Origin of the sequence: Caldichromatium japonicum (assembly GCF_011290485.1) — a bacterium.
Taxonomy (GTDB): Bacteria; Pseudomonadota; Gammaproteobacteria; order Chromatiales; family Chromatiaceae; genus Thermochromatium; species Thermochromatium japonicum.
Map to the genome: position 1 here is coordinate 1,167,393 of NZ_CP048029.1, position 17,526 is coordinate 1,184,918.

Annotated in this window: 13 protein-coding genes; 5 read left to right on the plus strand and 8 right to left on the minus strand. The window is 60.4% G+C overall.

Translation table 11 applies throughout. The annotated features are described in order from the left end of the window. The first annotated feature begins 26 nt into the window (after positions 1–26). Entirely contained in the window at positions 27–2,471 is a 2,445-nt protein-coding gene (locus GWK36_RS05755; protein WP_166270332.1) for a sensor domain-containing protein, read from the plus strand. 64 nt (positions 2,472–2,535) lie between these two features. Here the strand turns inward: GWK36_RS05755 and GWK36_RS05760 are convergent, their stop codons facing one another. The 6 genes from GWK36_RS05760 to GWK36_RS05785 all read right to left on the minus strand — a co-directional run bounded on the left by GWK36_RS05760 (position 2,536) and on the right by GWK36_RS05785 (position 8,471). Then, positions 2,536–2,847 (minus strand): BolA family protein, encoded by a 312-nt coding sequence (locus GWK36_RS05760; RefSeq protein ID WP_166270333.1) that lies wholly within the window; start codon positions 2,845–2,847, stop codon positions 2,536–2,538. Positions 2,848–2,864: 17 nt separating this feature from the next. Then, the gene (locus GWK36_RS14845) at positions 2,865–3,404 is read right to left on the minus strand and encodes an RNA-guided endonuclease InsQ/TnpB family protein (RefSeq protein WP_210756868.1); all 540 of its coding nucleotides are present in this window, start codon (positions 3,402–3,404) and stop codon (positions 2,865–2,867) included. A gap of 216 nt (positions 3,405–3,620) precedes the next feature. Further along, the gene (locus tag GWK36_RS14850) at positions 3,621–4,130 is read right to left on the minus strand and encodes a hypothetical protein (protein ID WP_246237716.1); all 510 of its coding nucleotides are present in this window, start codon (positions 4,128–4,130) and stop codon (positions 3,621–3,623) included. Between the two features lie 55 nt (positions 4,131–4,185). Next, positions 4,186–5,052 (minus strand): hypothetical protein, encoded by an 867-nt coding sequence (locus GWK36_RS05775; RefSeq protein WP_246237717.1) that lies wholly within the window; start codon positions 5,050–5,052, stop codon positions 4,186–4,188. 79 nt (positions 5,053–5,131) lie between these two features. Next, positions 5,132–5,689, minus strand: coding sequence for an ankyrin repeat domain-containing protein (locus tag GWK36_RS05780; RefSeq protein ID WP_166270334.1), 558 nt, complete (start codon positions 5,687–5,689; stop codon positions 5,132–5,134). Positions 5,690–5,795: 106 nt separating this feature from the next. After that, positions 5,796–8,471 (minus strand): calcium-translocating P-type ATPase, PMCA-type, encoded by a 2,676-nt coding sequence (locus tag GWK36_RS05785; RefSeq protein WP_166270335.1) that lies wholly within the window; start codon positions 8,469–8,471, stop codon positions 5,796–5,798. Positions 8,472–8,819: 348 nt separating this feature from the next. Between GWK36_RS05785 and lon the strand changes: the two genes are divergently transcribed. The 4 genes from lon (at position 8,820) to GWK36_RS05805 (ending at position 14,610) form a co-directional block, all read left to right on the plus strand. After that, positions 8,820–11,210, plus strand: a complete 2,391-nt coding sequence (lon, locus tag GWK36_RS05790) for an endopeptidase La (protein WP_166270336.1) — start codon at positions 8,820–8,822, stop codon at positions 11,208–11,210. A 286-nt stretch (positions 11,211–11,496) separates the two neighbouring features. Beyond that, positions 11,497–11,709, plus strand: coding sequence for a hypothetical protein (locus GWK36_RS05795; RefSeq protein ID WP_166270337.1), 213 nt, complete (start codon positions 11,497–11,499; stop codon positions 11,707–11,709). 42 nt (positions 11,710–11,751) lie between these two features. Beyond that, positions 11,752–12,834 carry a GGDEF domain-containing protein gene (locus GWK36_RS05800; protein WP_246237719.1) on the plus strand — a complete coding sequence of 361 codons (1,083 nt, stop codon included), beginning with the start codon at positions 11,752–11,754 and terminating at the stop codon, positions 12,832–12,834. A gap of 159 nt (positions 12,835–12,993) precedes the next feature. After that, on the plus strand, positions 12,994–14,610 hold the full coding sequence (locus GWK36_RS05805; RefSeq protein WP_246237721.1) for a methyl-accepting chemotaxis protein: 1,617 nt from the start codon (positions 12,994–12,996) through the stop codon (positions 14,608–14,610). Between the two features lie 102 nt (positions 14,611–14,712). Here GWK36_RS05805 and GWK36_RS05810 read toward each other — a convergent pair whose 3' ends face one another. After that, a complete protein-coding gene (locus GWK36_RS05810) occupies positions 14,713–16,326 on the minus strand; it encodes a response regulator (RefSeq protein WP_166270340.1) in 1,614 nt (537 codons plus the stop codon). A 125-nt stretch (positions 16,327–16,451) separates the two neighbouring features. After that, positions 16,452–17,525, minus strand: coding sequence for a DUF4340 domain-containing protein (locus tag GWK36_RS05815; protein WP_166270341.1), 1,074 nt, complete (start codon positions 17,523–17,525; stop codon positions 16,452–16,454). Position 17,526 lies beyond the last annotated feature (1 nt).

The window sequence follows — 17,526 nt, forward strand, 5'->3', positions numbered from 1 at the left end:
CGGGCCAAGCTCAAGGAGTTCATATCATGACGCTTGCAGGCTCGCATGCGGGACTCGCCTTTGCCCAAATACTCATTGATGAATTGATCGAGGCTGTCTGGCTGGTTGATCCCCAAAACGCATGCCTGATCGCGGTCAACCGTGCTGCCCTAGATCTCTTTGGCCTGTGCCGCGAGAAACTGGTCGGCCGCCACGTCACTGAGCTCGTCTATACCCCAGAAGACCTCTTTTTCTGGGAGGATGCCCTGAGCGGACGTGCTGAGACCTTGCTCTCCAAGACCCTCATACGCCGACAGGATGCCACCCTGGTGGAGGTCTTGCGACGGGTAGGGCGGCTCAATTGGGGGGCAGAAGGGGAGTTCTATCTGGTCTGTTTTTTCGATCAGAGTGAGCGTTATGCCGCGGAAAACGAGCTCGAAAAACTGGTCTCTGAACTGCGCGCCACCCTCGAATCGAGCGCCGACGGTATCTTGGTGACCGATCTCCATGGGGCGATCCGCAGTTTCAACCGGCGTTTTGCCGAGCTCTGGGAGCTGCCCAATGAGCTGCTGACCGAACGCAACGACAGCGCGATCTATGACTGGATGCTGGCCAAGGTTAAAAATGCCGAAGATTATGCCCGCCGCTTGGCGGAGATCGCCTCAGATCCACTGGTCAAATCGACGGACATGTTGATCTTTCGCAGCGGTCGGGTCTTAGAGCGGACCACGGTACCCCAATATTCCCGCGGCTGTCCCATCGGGCGGGTCTATTCATTCACCGACATAACCCAGCGCCTCAAGCATGAGCAGGAGCTCAGATTGGCGGCACAGGTCTTCGCCTCCAGCCTCGATGCCATCTTGATTACAGATCCCGAGCTGCACATCCTGACCCTCAATCCCGCCGCTTCCCAGTTGATCGGACAAGACAGCGCCTCGCTGATTGGTCAAAGGATCGATCAGATCCTGCAGCTGTGGTCAGGGTCGGCCGCGGAATCCGAGATCTGCCGCTTGCTCGAACAGACAGCCCATTGGCAGGGTGAGCTGAACTATCGCCATCCCGATGGCCGTGAATTGGTCTGCCTGGCCTCGCTGGTTCGGGTGATGGATGCGGTCGGGTCGGTCGCTCATTACCTTGTCTTCGTCAAGGACCTCTCCGAGGTCGTCGCGGCGCGTCAATATATCGAACGTCTAGCCTTCAATGACTCGCTCACCGGACTACCCAACCGCCGGCGGCTCGATGAGCGCCTAGAGTTCAATATTCAGCTCGCCCAGCGCGCAAAATCAAGCTTTGCGGTGCTCTTCGTCGATCTCGACCGCTTCAAACATATCAACGACTCCATGGGGCACCTCTTCGGCGATCGGGTCTTGATTAAGGTCGCTGAGCGGATCGCGCAGTGTTTGCGTCATGTCGATACCGTGGTCCGATTGGGGGGCGATGAGTTCGTCCTCATCCTACATCGCGTTGATACAAATGAGACCGAGCAGATTGCCCGTCGTTTGCTCGAATCCGTCGCCAAGCCCTTCTCGATCGATGGGTTTGAGTTCACCCTCAGTTGCAGCATTGGGATCGCCATGTATCCGGAGGATGGCGAGACCGCAGATGAGCTGATCAAAAACGCCGACACCGCCATGTATTACATCAAGGAACGCGGGCGCAATGGCCTGTGTTTCTATCGGCGGCAGATGAACCTCCATCTGCTCGAGCGGGTGCGTCTGGATCATGCCATGCGCGAAGCGCTGCTACGCCGTCATTTCTGGCTTGCCTACCAGCCGCAGGTCAATCTCAAAGATGGCCGGATCAAGGGCGCTGAGGCCTTGTTGCGCTGGAGCGATCCAGACCTGGGCAATCTGTCCCCTGCCCATTTCATCCCTATCGCTGAGGAAAGCGGTTTTATCGTTGCGCTCGGCGACTGGGTCTTACAGCAGGCCATTACACAGGCAGCGCGCTGGTATTGTGAGGGTTTAAGGCTCCTAGTCTCGGTCAATGTCTCGGCGGCCCAGTTTCAGCAACCTGATTTCAGTGAGCGCCTAGCACGATACCTTGCGGAGGCCAATTTGCCCCCGGACCTTTTGGAGCTTGAGCTCACCGAATCGATCCTGATCCAGAATATCGAGGAGACCCTGGAACGGCTCCAGATCTTGGTAGGTCTGGGTGTTCGTTTGGCCATCGACGACTTTGGCACAGGCTATTCCAATCTAGCCTATCTCAAGCGTTTCCCGATCCACCGGCTCAAGATCGACCGCTCATTCGTCAGCGACATTCCGAATGATGAGAGCGATACCGTCATCGCCACAGCAGTGATTAGTCTGGCCAAGGCGCTCAATCTCCAGGTCATCGCTGAAGGGGTTGAAAACGAGACCCAGCGCCAATTTTTGCTTGAGGCTGGCTGTCATGCTTTTCAGGGCTATCTCTGCGCGCCCGCCCTGCGTCCAGAGCAGTTGGAGGCATTGATCATGCGTCTTGGGCTTGACGAACCGTCAGCGGACTGAACAACCTAGGCGCTGTCGGAGGCCCTGTATCCAGCTCGCCGCAGCCCAGTGAAGGACCTAGGTCTTAGCCGTTTGATCCGCCGAGACAAGGAGGCGACTCGGGTGCGCCGCCGCGCGCCTGCCATTCTTCCGGCGTCCAGGTATGCATGGTCAGGGCATGCAGCCCCTGCTTGAATTCGTCGGCCAGTAGCTCGTTGATTTGCCGATGACGTTCGAGCAGCGATATCCCCGCAAATGCCGCGCTCACTACTAAAAGCTTGAAATGCGACTCGGCCTCGGTGGGCACGGCGTGCATATAGCTTTCATCGGCTACGTCAAGATAGACCGGCGACAGTGCCTCCTGGAGACGTTGTTCGATACGCTGTTTACGGTTCATCTGCATGAGATCTGCCCTCAAGAAAGTGCGCAAACAGGCGCACTGTGCTCTTCCTGCCCCGAATGCGGAGCGCATTCGTCTCTGACAGGCGTGACTTTCCCGACTACGGCAGAGACCCTCTCTGCTGTAGCGCCGCCGTTACCGGACGGACTCGCCACGGGTAGGGCAGTTGCGGTTGCCAGCCGTTTGAGATTGAGCGCGGCATTGATGTCCCGATCATGGCGCGTGCCGCATTGAGGACACGTCCATTCCCGATCCTTCAACGCCAACATCTCATTCTCCCAACCACAGACCGAACACAGGCGGCTGCTCGGATCCCAGCGATCAGCTAAAACCAACCAGACGCCGTAGCATTTCCCCTTGTATTCCATCTGCAAGCAGAACATGCCAAAGCCCAGGTCGCTGATGGCGCGGGCAAGCCGTTCGTTCGCCAGCATGCCCTTGACGTTCAAATCCTCAATCACCACCCCTTGGTTTTCGCGGCAGAGCCGGGTCGTGAGCTTATGTGTGAAGTCCGCTCGGACATTGGCAATGCGTGCGTGCAGCCTTGCCAACATCGCAGAGGATTTCCTTCGATTCTTCAAGATCGGAAGCCTCGTGCCTTTTGCCAGTCTGGCACTTGGCGCAAACCCAGCCCCGACCTTGGCCGCCTCAACCTTGCAAGAAAGGCGTCTGCCTCGAATCCTGAGACAACGAAGCGCAGAGGAGATTCAACAGACTCGCCATTGGAAAGCCTGGCCGCCGCCTCAACGCCCAGGTCAACACCAGTCGTTTCATGCGCCTGAGATAGAACGCAGCATCGACCACTTCAACCTGAACGGCGACGAACCAGCGTCCGCAGTACGCGAAACGGTCGCACCAAGAATCTTGCCATCGAAGCACAACGCCTCGGTCATGGCGACCTCACCGCTCTTGGGCAGGCAAATGGTCTTGTCCGAGACGCGGAACTTGTCGTTAGCAACATAGAAGCTATCGTGGCACCGGCCTTTCTTCTTGAACTGAAGCGCGTGAGCCTTCTTTCCGGCCTTGATATCGGCAAAGAATCGATCCCAGGCTTTGGCAAGATCGGCAAACGGTTGGGCATGGGCATCAATCCGCGTTGGCTCTGATACCTTACTGCGCAAGCCAATCAACTCGCGGATTTGTGCCTCGCGACTGTTCGCGCCACCAGGATCAAACCCCCTTCGCGCTCCCAGCGTTGCAAGGTCTTGACCAAGACGCCAAGCCGCTTCGCCGCCTTGCCTGTGCCCATCATCGCGCTTTCCATGTGGAAAATTATCCACTATCACGCACAGCTTGTAATACTAGGGTTGGCTCCATCGTTTGGGGGTTGGGGCCTCAATCTGTCCCGTACTCGATATGCTCGACGAGCAGCCAGGCGCGCGCTGTGTCCAGGAGCTGCTGCTGAGCATCCTGGGTGCGCTCGTCATTAAGCTGCTCGCGTTCGACCGACTCCAGGCGCCCATAGAGACTTAGGCGCAGATGTTCAAGGGTACGCACATGCAGCCTGAGGTCAACCAACAGACGTGCCAGCTCGCCGTGCGTTGGCGCCACATCGAACAGCTCGAATAATCGGTTGATCGCTGCGAACACTGCCTCGGCCTCTGGACCCAAGCCGAAATCGGCGGGTTGAAAGGGGGTGCGGCGGTCGGGGAGCCGCCCGATCCAGAGGCGAAAGCCTTCCTTGCGTAGGCTGTGATAGATCGGCGCCTTCGAGATCAGGATGACGAACAGATGCCTGGGGTTGGCGACATAGGGGGCGCCGCGCACCTCCCAGATCCCCTCTTTGATCAGGCGATAAAGACGCAGATGCTCACGAAAATCGGCGGCCTGCAATTGATCGACGATCAGCGCTGTTGGCTCCCCTTCGCTGTGGGCGCAGGCCTCGCTCACCACCCGATCGAGCGGCTCGATCGGCGGCTCCATGCGCCCTAGCTCATCGCGGGTCGGCGGAAGGATGACATCGGGCAATGGGGGATGGGTATCGGTAAAGTCGTGATACAGGATCTGGGGATAGTCGAGCGCACGCGCCAGCGCCACAGCGAAGGCCGTCTTGCGGCGCTCGCCATCGCCCTCGATGTTTAAAAGCCGGATGCCGGTATAGGGGGTAGCGAATAGACAACGGACCAGATAGTCGTAGTCGTCGTTCGATTCAAACCCGTATTCGGCAAGCTTGGCGCTTAAGGCTGACATGGCCTCAAGCATAATCCCATTCGCCCCGCATCCCAAGACGCCTGGCGTTTAGGGCGATGCGGCGGTGAGGGCCGTCTTCAGCCGCGCTTCCCTAGCGAAGCAGGGCCAGGACCTCGGGGTGACTCTCGGCCTGGGCCCAGTCGGCGGCGCTCTTACCCTCGAGGTCGCGGATCCTGGGATCAGCGCCATACTGGAGCAGGATCTTGACCGTTGAGGTATGGCCTTGTTTAGCAGCCCAGATCATGGCTGTCCAGCCCTTGGTCCGTTCCTGGCGGTTGATCTGAGCGCCGCGCTTGAGCAACAGCTCGACGATCGCGGCATGGTTGTTCTGCGCCGCCACCATGAGTGCCGTATAGCCGCCGATGTCTTCGGCATCGACGCGGGCACCCGCCTGAAGCAGGCGCTCGACGATCGCGACATGGCCGTTGAGCGCCGCTTTCATCAGGGGTGTCCAGCCGCATTCGGTGCGCGGGTCTGGATTGACATGACGCGCCAAGAGCTGCTCGACAGCGGCGAGATCGCCCTGCTCCGCGGCCTCGATGAGCGGCGAGTTGCCATCCGCCACCCCCTCACCCTGATCGGCGGGTCCGCAGGCGGCAAGCAGCGCAAGGAGCAACAGAAGGGTAAGCGATGGATGGAAGCGGTTCATGGGCCCATTGTCGCCATCCCTATGGGCCCCAGGACATGACAATGCGCAAGGCCAGCGGCCGCCGACGAGCGGCGGCTGGCGATGTCCTTTGTTGAAAAGCCCTCGACTAGGCACGCACTGGATTGCCGAACAACCGGTTGCGCAGGACCTTGCGCGCAAGGTCCAGGGGAATGACCAAGATGGCCATGGCGAGCACGATCAGCCACTCGGCGGGATTGAGCCCCACGGTACGCAGGATGTTGCCGCCGAAGGTGATGAAAAAGACTTGGATGGCCATGATCGAGGGGATGATGAGTGAAAACAGCTGGTTGTCGAAAAGATGTTCGGCGAGATCCAGCCCCTGGGTACGGGCGTTGAAGGTATTAAAGATCTGCACGAACACAAAGAAGGCAAAGAAGGCGGTCAGGAACTTGGCCATGGCCTCCGGGCTGCCCGCCGGATGGCCGCCATCAAACCAATCCTGGGTGAGTGGGCTGGTGAGAAACAGGATGCTGACCGCGGCGATAAATGAGCCGTTGATGAGGATCGCCGACCACATATCGGCGTTGATCAGGGCCTCGTCGCGGCGGATAGGCGGCTCGCGCATATAGCGCTCAAGCGCCGCCTCACCCGCAAAGGCCAGGCCCGCTAGGGTATCCATGATGATATTGAGCCACAGCAATTGGGTCATGGTCAGCGGCAGATCGAAGCCGAAGAATTGACCAAAGAAGGTCACCAGGATCGCCGAGAGGTTGACGGTCAACTGAAAGACCAAGAACTTGCGGATGGATTTGAACAGGGTACGGCCATAGAGCACGGCCTTGGTGATGGATGAAAAATTGTCATCGAGGATCACGATATCGCTCGACTCCTTGGTCATCTCGGTGCCGCTGCCCATGGCAAAGCCCACATCAGCGTTCTTGACCGCGGGTGCGTCGTTGACCCCATCCCCCGTCATCCCGACTACCAGGTTGAGCTCCTTGGCGAGCTTTACCAAGCGGCTCTTGTCGGTGGGATAGGCACGCGCCACCACATAGAGATGCGGCAGGATCCGCTTGACCTCCTCATCGCTCATCGCGGCAAGCTCGGCTGAGGTCAAGACGACGGCCTCCGGGTCATCCTCCAAGAGCCCCACATCCCGGGCGATGGCGCAGGCCGTCTCCTTGGCGTCTCCGGTGATCATGACCACATGGATCCCCGCCTGTTTGGCGAGCTTGACCGAGGGATAGGAGGTCGGGCGCAGCTCATCGCGCATCCCAAAGACCCCGAGCAGGCTCAGGGGGCGGGGTAAGGCATTGCTCTGGGGGTCGATCGGGGTCTCGGTGCAGGCCACGGCCAACAGGCGCATGGCGCGCGCTGTTAGCCCCTCCATCGCCGACTTGAGCCGTTCCCGATCCAGGGGTTGCACCTGGCCTGCGCCATCGAGCCAATGGGTACAGGCGGCAAGCACCACCTCGGGCGCGCCCTTGACCAGGGTAAGCGCACGCGTATTGCGCACCTGGGTCGCCGAGAACTTACGGCTGCTGTTAAAGGGGATATGATCGATGATGTCGGCAGGTGGCGCAGCGAGATAGGGTGTCACAAAGCGCAACAAGGCCTGCTCGGTGCGGTCAGCGCCGACCAGCTTGGGGTCATTGGGGTCGGTCGCATCGATCACCGCGCTGGTGTTGTTGCGCAGGGCAAAGCCAAGCTCATCGCGCAGGGTCTGGGGGATGGCCTCGAGCGTCTCGAACTGCTCGCCGGCGCCATCGAGCACCGCGCTCACCATCAGCCGTCCTTGGGTCAGGGTCCCGGTCTTGTCGGTAAAGAGCAGATTGAGCGAGCCCGCCGTCTCGATCCCCAGGAGCTTGCGCACCAAGACCTTTTCGCTCAAGAGCTTTTTCATATTGATCGCCAGGACCATGGCGATCATCATCGGCAGACCCTCGGGGACCGCGACCACGATGATGATGATGGCGAGGATCAGGGCGGTCACGATGTCCTTGACGATGACGCCCGGCGATTGCGCCAGATAGTCCTCGAGTCCTGCGGACTGAAGAAAGACGTTATTGAACATGAAGGCGACGAAGATCAGGACCGCGCCGATATAGCCGAAGGTAGCGATATGACCGCCGAGGACCGAAAGCTTGTGCTGAAGCGGCGACAGCCGATCCTCAGCCGACAAGAGCTCCTTCATGGTCTGGCCATAGCGGGTTTGATCGCCCACCGCAGTGACGCGCATGACGCACTCGCCATCGACCAACAGCCCCGCACGCGCCAGGCGATGCTCCTCAGCGGCCTCCTGGTCAGCGATGCCCTCAGGCAGGGCGGTCTTTTTGACCGGTTCGGACTCACCAGTAAGTGCGGCCTCATCGACCTCGGCATGACCGGCGATCAAGAGCCCATCGGCGGGGATGGTGTCGCCAGGCTGTAAGAGCACCACATCGCCGACCACCAGCTCATCGATCAGGATCTGGCTGAGGTGTCCATTGCGGAAGGCCTTGACCTTGATGCGCGAGGCCTCCTCAAGCAGCCTTTGGAACGAGCGCTCGTTGCTATATTCCGACCAGGTGGCGACCAGGGTGGCGATGACCACCGCCAGGGCGATCCCAAAGCCCTCGTACCATTCGGCATAACCAAAGAACATCAGGCCGACGGTGACCGCCAGCGCCACGATCAGGATGACGATGATCGGGTCCTTGAGGTTATCGATGAGCTTGTCCCAGAAGGTCTCGACCTTCTGGGAGGTAACCGCATTCGAGCCGTATTCGGCGCGGGCGCGGATGACTTCGGCCTCGGTCAGACCTGGATGGATGAACCTCATGATCCTCGTCTCCTGTCGGTGGAAGCTGGCACCATTTTACACCTTCGGCCAGCAGACCATAAGGCATGCACTGCATATCCTACAACTGGCTGGATTCCGGCTTGCGCCGGAATGACGAAACACTGAGGCAGGTTACGGGATGCGTATCCCGCGGGTTTGTTGTGGCAGTCATGTCGCCGCGGTCCGGGGTCCGCCGGACAGCGGCTTTCGCCGGGTTGAAGGCTGGGGACCTTGCCGGTGTGATAGTTTTGGGAGCTCGCCCCGAACCCTCGGGCTTGAGGCTTGCAAATCGCCGTCAAAAACTGGACATTCAACGGCCCTATGGTTGAATCAAGCGAGGCGAACGAGATGACAGAGACGGATCGGCCAGAGGTAGAGACCGAGGACCCTGCGCCCACCCCCCCGCCGGCACCCCTGGCGCGGGCAACGGATGTGTTGCCGACCGAGATCTATCTACTCCCCGTCGCCTCGCGCCCCTTTTTCCCCGGGCAGGCCGTTCCCCTGATGATGGCCGCGGAGCCCTGGGTGCCGACCATGAAGGCAGTGGTCGAGACCGAACACCGGCTGCTCGGTATCATCTTAGTCGAGACCGAGACCTCGGAGGAGGCGGGCATCGAGCAATTCAGTCGCATCGGCACCGCCGCGCGTGTCCATCGCATCCATCAGCAGGACGGACACCTCCAGGTCCTGGTCGAATGCCTGCAACGCTTTCGCATCGAGGACTGGATCTCAAGCCAGGCCCCGTTTCGCGCGCGGGTGACCTATCTACCCGAATACAAGGGACCGCCCGACCCAGAGGTCAAGGCCTATGCCATGGCGGTGATCAATACCATCAAGGAGCTTCTGCCCCTCAACCCCCTGTATGTCGAGGAGCTGCGCACCTTTCTCGACCGCTTTGGACCCGATGATCCCTCGCATCTAGCTGATTTTGCGGCCAGTCTCACGACCTCAACCAAGGAACAACTGCAAGAGGTCTTAGAGACCGTGCCGCTCTTGCCGCGGATGGAGCAGGTCTTGGTCTTGCTCAACAATGAACTCGAGCTCGCCAAGGCGCAGCAAAAGATCCGGCGCACGGTCGAGGAAAAGATCCAAAAGCAACAACGCGAGTTCTTCCTGCGCGAGCAACTCAAGGCGATCCAAAAGGAGCTCGGCATCGCCAAGGATGACCGCACCGCTGAGCTTGAAAAGTTTCGCAGCCGGCTGGAGGGCCTGAAACTCACCGAACAGGCCGAGAAGCGGGTCAACGAAGAGCTCGAAAAGCTCGGGATGCTCGAGATCGGCTCGCCCGAGTATGCCGTCACCCGCAACTATCTGTATTGGGTGACCCTGCTGCCCTGGGGCCGTTACTCGGAGGACATCCTCGACCTCAAGCGCGCCCGTGAGGTCTTAGACCGCGATCACTATGGGCTTGAGGACGTCAAGGAGCGGATCCTGGAGTTCTTGGCGGTCGGCATCCACAAGGGCGAGATCGCCGGTTCCATCATCCTCCTCGTCGGTCCCCCGGGGGTGGGCAAGACCTCGATCGGGCGCTCGATCGCCGATGCCTTGGGCAGGCGCTTTTATCGCTTCTCGGTCGGGGGGATCCGCGATGAGGCCGAGATCAAGGGTCACCGGCGCACCTATATCGGCGCCATGCCGGGCAAGTTCATTCAGGCGATGAAGGAGGCGGAGACCGCCAACCCCGTGATCCTGCTCGATGAGATCGACAAGATCGGCGCCTCATACCACGGCGACCCCGCATCGGCGCTGCTCGAGGTCCTCGACCCCGAACAAAACATCGATTTCTTAGATCACTATCTGGATCTGCGCTTTGACCTCTCCAAGGTCCTCTTTGTCTGTACCGCCAATCAGCTCGACACCATCCCCGGCCCCCTGCTCGATCGTATGGAGGTGATCAAGCTCTCCGGCTATATCGCCGAGGAGAAATACCAGATCGCCAAGCGCTATCTGCTCCCGCGCCAGCTCGAACGCGCGGGTCTTGCTAAGGATGCGCTCAGGATCGGAGGCGCGACCCTGCGTGCGATCATCGGGGGCTATGCCCGCGATGCCGGGGTCAGGCGGCTAGAAAAACAGCTCGGCAAGATCGTGCGCAAGGTAGCAGTGCGTTTATTAGAGGGGACTGTGCCGCCGGTCCGCCTCCGTCAAAAGGACCTCAAGATCTATCTCGGCAGCCCGGTCTTTCGCGACGAGCGCCGGCTCTCGGGGCCAGGGGTGGTCACCGGCCTGGCCTGGACGGCGATGGGCGGGGCGACGCTCTCGGTCGAGGCGGCGCGGGTCCACAACTTCGCGCGCGGCTTTAAGCTCACCGGACAGCTCGGCGAGGTCATGAAAGAATCCGCCGAGATCGCCTATGACTATGTGGTAGGGCATGCCGAGGCCTTCGGCATCGACCCCGAGTTCTTCGAGAAGGCATTCATCCATCTCCATGTCCCGGCAGGTGCGACCCCCAAGGACGGTCCCTCAGCCGGGATCACTATGACCTCGGCCCTGATCTCGCTAGCGCGCAACCAGCCGGTACGCCGCATCGCCATGACCGGCGAGATCACCCTGACCGGCGAGGTCTTTCCAGTTGGCGGGATCCGCGAAAAGCTCATCGCCGCCCGGCGGGCCGGCATCACCGAGATCATCCTGCCTGCCGACAACCAAGGTGATTTTGAAGAGGTCCCAGAGCATGTCCGCGATGGATTAGAGATCCATTTCGCCGAGCGCTTCGAGGAGGTCCTGGCCTGGTTGTTCTAGATTTATGACATCCTCCCCGCCCTCAAGGCCGAAGATGCCTACAGCGCTTGAGGCGCGGCCATGAGCTGCGTTTAAGTCGCTTGGGTGGGTGCCTGCTGCAGGCGACCCTACTGCATCGCTCACTTCACAGCCACACCTGGGGTGTCTCGCCCTTAAGCTTTCCCATCCTGAACGGCGGAGCTTGTCGCGCACCAGGCCAAGGATTCTGACTCTCAAGAAAGCACCTCCCCCGCCGTTACAGCCCCCAGACGATTCGGCCAAACCGATGGAGTATTGGGGGCGATTGATGATCGATTCATGTGCTCAATACGGTCGGAGCGGGGTGATTGCACCGCTCGCCGGACATTGGCAGGAGGCGCGTCTGCTCCTTTCGCTCGATGCCGATCTGGGGCGGCGGCGTTGGTTGGTGCAGATCTGCGATCAGCTATCGCAGCGTCCGCTGCGTCGGCTCGATCTCGATCAGACTATCCGCTCGCTTGGCAAGACCCTCGCCCTTTAGCCATCTGCCATTGACTATCGAAAGATGAACAGCGCCGATTTCATGTCACTGCAAGTCCTTCCCTGTCGACATCCCGTCGGCGCGGCGGCCCTGGATCGGCCCAATCCGTCGAGTGTTACGCCTCCCAAGCCCTGGCACGGATTTCGCGTTATTCCTGGCGACAACCAGTCATTGCGGGGGTTTCAGGTGCAACCGATCCATCCAATTGCCATACCATCGCTGACGCTTGTCTCTGGGTCTGAATCCAAACAGCCGTCAGGGGGTGCCCTCGATCCTGTGCGCTTTTTGTTGACCATGTCGGCCTCGCTCGATCTCGATGAGGTGGTCAGGACACTCAACGCCTTTTTGGGCGAAGTGGTTGCGCCGAGCGGCTGGTCCTATCGCAGCCCAGGCGATGAGCTCTGTCTGGCCGAGGGACAACAGAGCGGGCATAGCATCCAGTATCAGCTCAAGTGCAACGAGCAGGCGCTCGGGGTGTTGAAGCTATGGCGCAATCGGCCCTTTACCGCCGAGGATCAGCAGCAGATCGAAGCTCTCTTGGCCTTGGCTGTGCCCTCGATCCACAATGCACTCCGGTTCTTTCAGATCAACCGGCAGCTCGAGCGCGACCCCTTGACGGGGTTGGGTAACCGCCGCGCCCTGACGATTCAGGGCGCCCAATGGCTGGCCGATTGCATCCGCCACCGCCATCCGCTCTCGCTGCTGGTCCTGGATCTAGACCGTTTTAAGATGATCAATGACACCTATGGCCATCCGGTCGGGGATCGGGTACTGTGCCAGGTGGCCGAGATCTTGCGCGCAGTGACCCGCACAGCGGATCTATGTGTGCGGCTGGGGGGGGATGAGTTTGTGGTACTCCTGCCGGGGGCAACCTTAGATGAGGCCAAGGACTGCGCCGAGCGCATCCGCCAGGCGCTGGCCGAGCAGTGGGTCGAGACCGAGACAGGCGAGCGAATCGGGATCGGGGCGAGCATCGGTGCGGCCAGCCATCGCCCGGGGATGGACCTCGATCAGCTCTATCACGAGGCCGACGCGGCGCTCTATGCCGTCAAGCAGGCGCGTCCAGAGCGTGCCCCCCGCCGGTTGGTCCGGCCAGGATTCCAGGCTCAGCCGCTGATGGCCTAGTTGACCTATAAGAAAGTGATGCAATTGGCACATTGCCCCCTAACTTGGTTTAGACTCTCCCTTCATGCTTTGGTCATATAAAACAGTCTCGGGGGCAGTTTAAAGATCATGCTAGGCAATCTCAGATTAAGCACGAAGCTGACCGCCAGCTTCTTCATCATGGTGGCGATGATCCTAGTCTTGAGCGCTCTGGGTACCCAGTCCGAGCTGAAGATGCGCCTTCATCTCGTCGGGATGGGCCAAGAGACCTGGCCAGCGATCGTGGCGTTGAATCGCTTGAACTATGAGCGTGTCAAGGTCCGTGCCCTAACCTATGAGATCAAAGCGCTGCAACATAAAGACACCGCCTTACTCGACCAGATCTTACGCCAGCAGACCGCAAGCTGGCAGGCACTGGATAAGGATCTCAAACAGATCGATGGCTTGCCCCGTTCGGTCGAGGAACAGGCGATCTTCACGGCGCTGAAAGCCGATTATGTTAAATGGCGCGAGCATTATGCCGAGCTTGAGCGTTTAACCCGCGCCATGATCGAGGCGCCGGATGATGCTGCCTATAAAAGCTTATATGCCCAGTTCTCCCAACAGCTCGATGGGGCCTTTCTGGTCTCAGACCGGGTGGCGGTGCTCATCGAATCCCTGGTTGCGCTCAAGAATAAATCCACTGCTGATATTCTGACCAAAGCCCAAAAAGAAACTCAGTTGTCGGTCATTCTCTATTGGGTCAGTGCGGGTATCGGGGTAGTTTTGGCTATCCTGCTCGGGTTTTTGGTCACCCGGTCCATCCTGCGTCAGCTCGGCGCCGAGCCGGCCCAGGTTGTCGGGATCGTCAATCAGCTGGCGGAAGGCGATCTTACTGTCGACATCCAGATCCCACCGGGCGATGAGACCAGTTTGCTCTCGGCCATGGCGCGCATGGTCGATCGGCTAAGACGCTTACTGCGCGAGGTCGCCACTGCCAGCGCCCAGGTCGCTGCCGCGGCCACCGAGCTGTCGGCGACCAGCGAGGAGACCAAGCGTCAGGTGCAGGTTGAGCAGTCAGAGGCCGATCAAGTGGCCACGGCGATGAACGAGATGACGGCGACCGTCGAAGAGGTCGCGCGCAATGCCGCTGCTGCTGCCCATGCTGCCCAAGAGACCGACCGCGAGACCGAGGCTGGCGGTCAGGTGGTCGCCCAGACCATCTCGGCGATCGATCTGTTAGCGCAGGAGGTCGAATCAGCCGGTCAGGTCATCGCTCAGCTCTCAAAAGACAGCGAGGAGATCGGGGCGGTCTTGGATGTGATCCGCGGAGTGGCTGAACAGACCAATCTCTTGGCCCTCAATGCCGCGATCGAGGCCGCGCGTGCAGGCGAACAGGGGCGGGGCTTTGCCGTGGTCGCTGCCGAGGTGCGCACCCTCGCCAGCCGCACCCAGTCCTCGATCCAGGACATTCAAGAAAAGATCGAGCGGGTGCAAAGCGGTTCGGCTGGGGCAGTGGCAGTCATGAACAAGGGACAACAGATGGCGCGCGAGAGCGTTGTTCAAGCGCAACGCGCCGGCGAGTCGTTGCACACCATCAGCACGGCAATCGCCCGCATCGCCGACATGAACCGTCAAATTGCGAGCGCTGCCGAGGAACAGGCGGCGGTGGCCGAAGAGATCAACCGCAACATCCACACCATCTCCTCGACGGTAGATCAGACCGCAACGGCCTCCGCCCACATCGCCAGCGCTAGCGAGGAGCTCGCCCGTTTGGGCAACCGACTGCAAGAACGTCTAGGTCTTTTCCGGCTCTAGAAGTCCCTTTGAACAATCACGCCTCCTGACAGGCCCTCTCCCTTGGTGCAAACCGGCGGCCAAGGCTCTTCTTTTGGGCCTGAGTCGGGGGGTGTATTTTGCCTAGCTCTCTAGTCCCGCGCCGCTGGCTGCCTGGAGCAAACGCCGGATCAATTCCTCTAGGGTCGTCGGCGTGAGAGGTTTGCTGATCCGCTCGGCGAGTCCGGAGATCTCCGGATACTCAGTCCCAGGTGAGAGCATGCCGATGAGGGGAGGGCGGAGGCTGGTCAGCGTTGTTTCTTTTGCGATCTCTGCGATCATCGCCGTTATCTGCTCCGGAGGGCCGAGATCGACGAACACCAGGTCATAATCGCCTGCCTTCAAACAGGCGAGACCCATCTGGCGATCGGCGACCATCACCGGATCATGTCCCCCTTGTTGGAATAGAGCGGCGGCGAGCTTTTGGTGGATTGGATCGCCTTCAATGAAAAGGATGCGCAGGCGGGGGCGATGCTCGGCGATGATGTGGCGGGTGATCAGAGGGGCGTCCTGCGCGGGGCGGTCGGCTGCCAGGACCTGGCCGAGCAGGGCGCGCAGCTCGGGCGGTGTGGTCGGTTTCATCAAAAAGGCGTCGATCCCGAGCGAGCGGCAGCGTTCGGCATCGCCGCGCTGTCCGAGCGAGGCCAGCATCACCAAGGCCGCCCTCTCTGCCAGACCCTCGGATCTAAGCCGTTGGGCCAGTTCGAAGCCGTCGATCTCAGGGAGCACAGCATCGAAGATATAGAGATCGAACGCCTGTTGCCGTGCCAACTCCAGTGCCCGGGTGCCGCTGCTTGCCTCCTCGACGGCGAACTCCCATTCCTTCAGCCAATAGACCAGGGTGCGCCGCGTCTCACTATGATCATCGACGATCAGGGCCCGTTTGCCATGCCAATGCCCAGAGGGGGGGAGCAGGGGCTCACGGGAGGCAAGCCGCAAGAGCGGCAGGCCGATATGTAAGGTGGTCGGCGATTGGTCATCGATCCAGATCCAGCCGCCCAGATGTTCGATCAAGCGCCGACAGATCTCAATCTGTAAACAGGCCAGGCAGCCGAGCTGGGAGATCAGGGTCTTTGGTGGCGGTGACGGGGCGAATAGCCGGCGCAGCTCATCTGGTGTCTGTCCCAAACCAAACAGCGAAAAGCGTACCCAATCGACCCTGGGGTCGTCGCTTGCCAGCCGTCTTGTCTGAATACAGAGGTTGTCCCCAGGGCAATTGGCAAACAACAGTTTAGTAAGGGTCGTTAGGATCTGGCGGATGCGTCCAGGATCGCCTTGACTGCGGGTGGGTAGGTCACTGGCCAGGTCACAGCTCAGCGAACAACCCTGCGCCTGGGCATTGGCCACAATGGCGCTCGCGAGATCCGCAAGCAGCACCGCCGGATTAAACGGGATCTGTTCCAAACCGAGCGCACCGGATTGCAGACAGGCGATATCGAGGAGGGTCTCGACCTGACCGAGTAGGGACTGGGTTGCCACCTTGATCTGTTCGATATAGCCGCGCTGGGTGGGCCCAAGCTCCGTATCCAGGCTCAGGGCAGTGAGTTTAAGGATCTCCTGCAGCCCGCGGCTGAGATCGCAGCTCACCTCGGCCACATATTGGCTATCGGTGGGTGTGCCCTTGTTGGGAGAGGCGGGGAGGGCGTCTGCGCTGCATGTTGCCGGCGACGCGGGGGCGTGCGGTGCTTCGGCGGTCATGGTCGTCGGTCGTCTGGGGCAAGGAACATGCTCGATTGTCAAAGCCTATTCGAGTGAGCAAAGGCGATCAAGCCGCTGCACTTGCCAAGGGGCAAGCCCAAGGCCTGTCCCTCCCGTGCGAACCGCTATTCGGCAGCAGGCGCTGGTGGGGTTGAAGATCCTGATGCCGGACCTTCTTGTTTTGCCGGCTTGGTCTGGACGAGCAGGCTGGACCGATCGAGCCCATCAAGGCTCCCCAGATCATACTTAGAGAGCCGGAAATAATAGGGCCGGTCGGAGTCTTTAAGCACATACTCCTCGCGCTCGGCCATCTTGGAGAGCCGATAGACCTTGGTCTGGCCCGAGTTGAGCTGGATCTTGAGCTCAAGCAGCGGCGATGACTGGTTGTAGCTCGGGTCATCCGCGGTCCCCAGCACATCGCGATAGCCGAGGTTTGCAAGGTTTTGGATCAGCTCGCGCACCTTTTCTTGGTCGAGCTGTTCGCCCGCGGCGGCATCGACCAGACGCCAACCCGAACCCTCCTTGGCGATCCGCCAGTCGGAGGCCGAGACATCCTGGATCTGTTCGGCATCGAGCCGCAGTTGTTCCTTGTCGACCCAGTCCTCGCGCCGGTTGGAGACATCGGCGATCGCCAGCGGCAGCTCATAGACCGCCGGATCATCGGCCGGTCGGCCATAGAGTCGTTTAAAGCTCGGGGTTTCGCCGAGGATCAGGGTCCCCAGCGGCCCATCCTTGTCGATCAGGGTCAGGCGGCGCTTGAAGTCCTGGTCTGCGATCTTGAAACGGCTCCGCGCCTCGGCGCTGTTGGCGACCGGCAGCGGGCGCTTGAGATCCGCGAGCGCGTTTAAGAGCTGATCAACCCTGTGGCTCGCCGCTGGAAAATCACCAAGCCCGCCGATGATCCAAGTGCTCTCTCGCCGCTCGAGCCGAACCGGCTCTGTGCCATTGGCCCCCTCGATTTGGATCGCCTTGACCTGTTCGGGTTTGAAGGCGATGAGTGGGGTCTGGGGGGCAAAGGCCCGCTCGCTCGGGGCGCTGAGAGATAGACCGAGCGCGATCAGCAGCTGTAAGACCAAAAGCCCGGCTAGACCTATGACCCATGGCGAGCGCAGATCCTGGCGCCAGCCGAGATCAGGTACGCCTGCTGGGGACAGCTCAGCGCTGTCATGAGATGACTTCGAAAACAGGATCGCAGCCATG

What these genes read in the sequence shown, in the direction of transcription:
- GWK36_RS05755 (WP_166270332.1), top strand. Translation starts at nt 27, where the DNA reads ATGACGCTTGCAGGCTCGCATGCGGGACTCGCCTTTGCCCAAATACTC.
- GWK36_RS05760 (WP_166270333.1), bottom strand. Translation starts at nt 2,847, where the DNA reads ATGAACCGTAAACAGCGTATCGAACAACGTCTCCAGGAGGCACTGTCG.
- GWK36_RS14845 (WP_210756868.1), bottom strand. Translation starts at nt 3,404, where the DNA reads ATGTTGGCAAGGCTGCACGCACGCATTGCCAATGTCCGAGCGGACTTC.
- GWK36_RS05775 (WP_246237717.1), bottom strand. Translation starts at nt 5,052, where the DNA reads ATGCTTGAGGCCATGTCAGCCTTAAGCGCCAAGCTTGCCGAATACGGG.
- GWK36_RS05780 (WP_166270334.1), bottom strand. Translation starts at nt 5,689, where the DNA reads ATGAACCGCTTCCATCCATCGCTTACCCTTCTGTTGCTCCTTGCGCTG.
- GWK36_RS05785 (WP_166270335.1), bottom strand. Translation starts at nt 8,471, where the DNA reads ATGAGGTTCATCCATCCAGGTCTGACCGAGGCCGAAGTCATCCGCGCC.
- lon (WP_166270336.1), top strand. Translation starts at nt 8,820, where the DNA reads ATGACAGAGACGGATCGGCCAGAGGTAGAGACCGAGGACCCTGCGCCC.
- GWK36_RS05795 (WP_166270337.1), top strand. Translation starts at nt 11,497, where the DNA reads ATGATCGATTCATGTGCTCAATACGGTCGGAGCGGGGTGATTGCACCG.
- GWK36_RS05800 (WP_246237719.1), top strand. Translation starts at nt 11,752, where the DNA reads ATGTCACTGCAAGTCCTTCCCTGTCGACATCCCGTCGGCGCGGCGGCC.
- GWK36_RS05805 (WP_246237721.1), top strand. Translation starts at nt 12,994, where the DNA reads ATGGTGGCGATGATCCTAGTCTTGAGCGCTCTGGGTACCCAGTCCGAG.
- GWK36_RS05810 (WP_166270340.1), bottom strand. Translation starts at nt 16,326, where the DNA reads ATGACCGCCGAAGCACCGCACGCCCCCGCGTCGCCGGCAACATGCAGC.
- GWK36_RS05815 (WP_166270341.1), bottom strand. Translation starts at nt 17,525, where the DNA reads ATGGCTGCGATCCTGTTTTCGAAGTCATCTCATGACAGCGCTGAGCTG.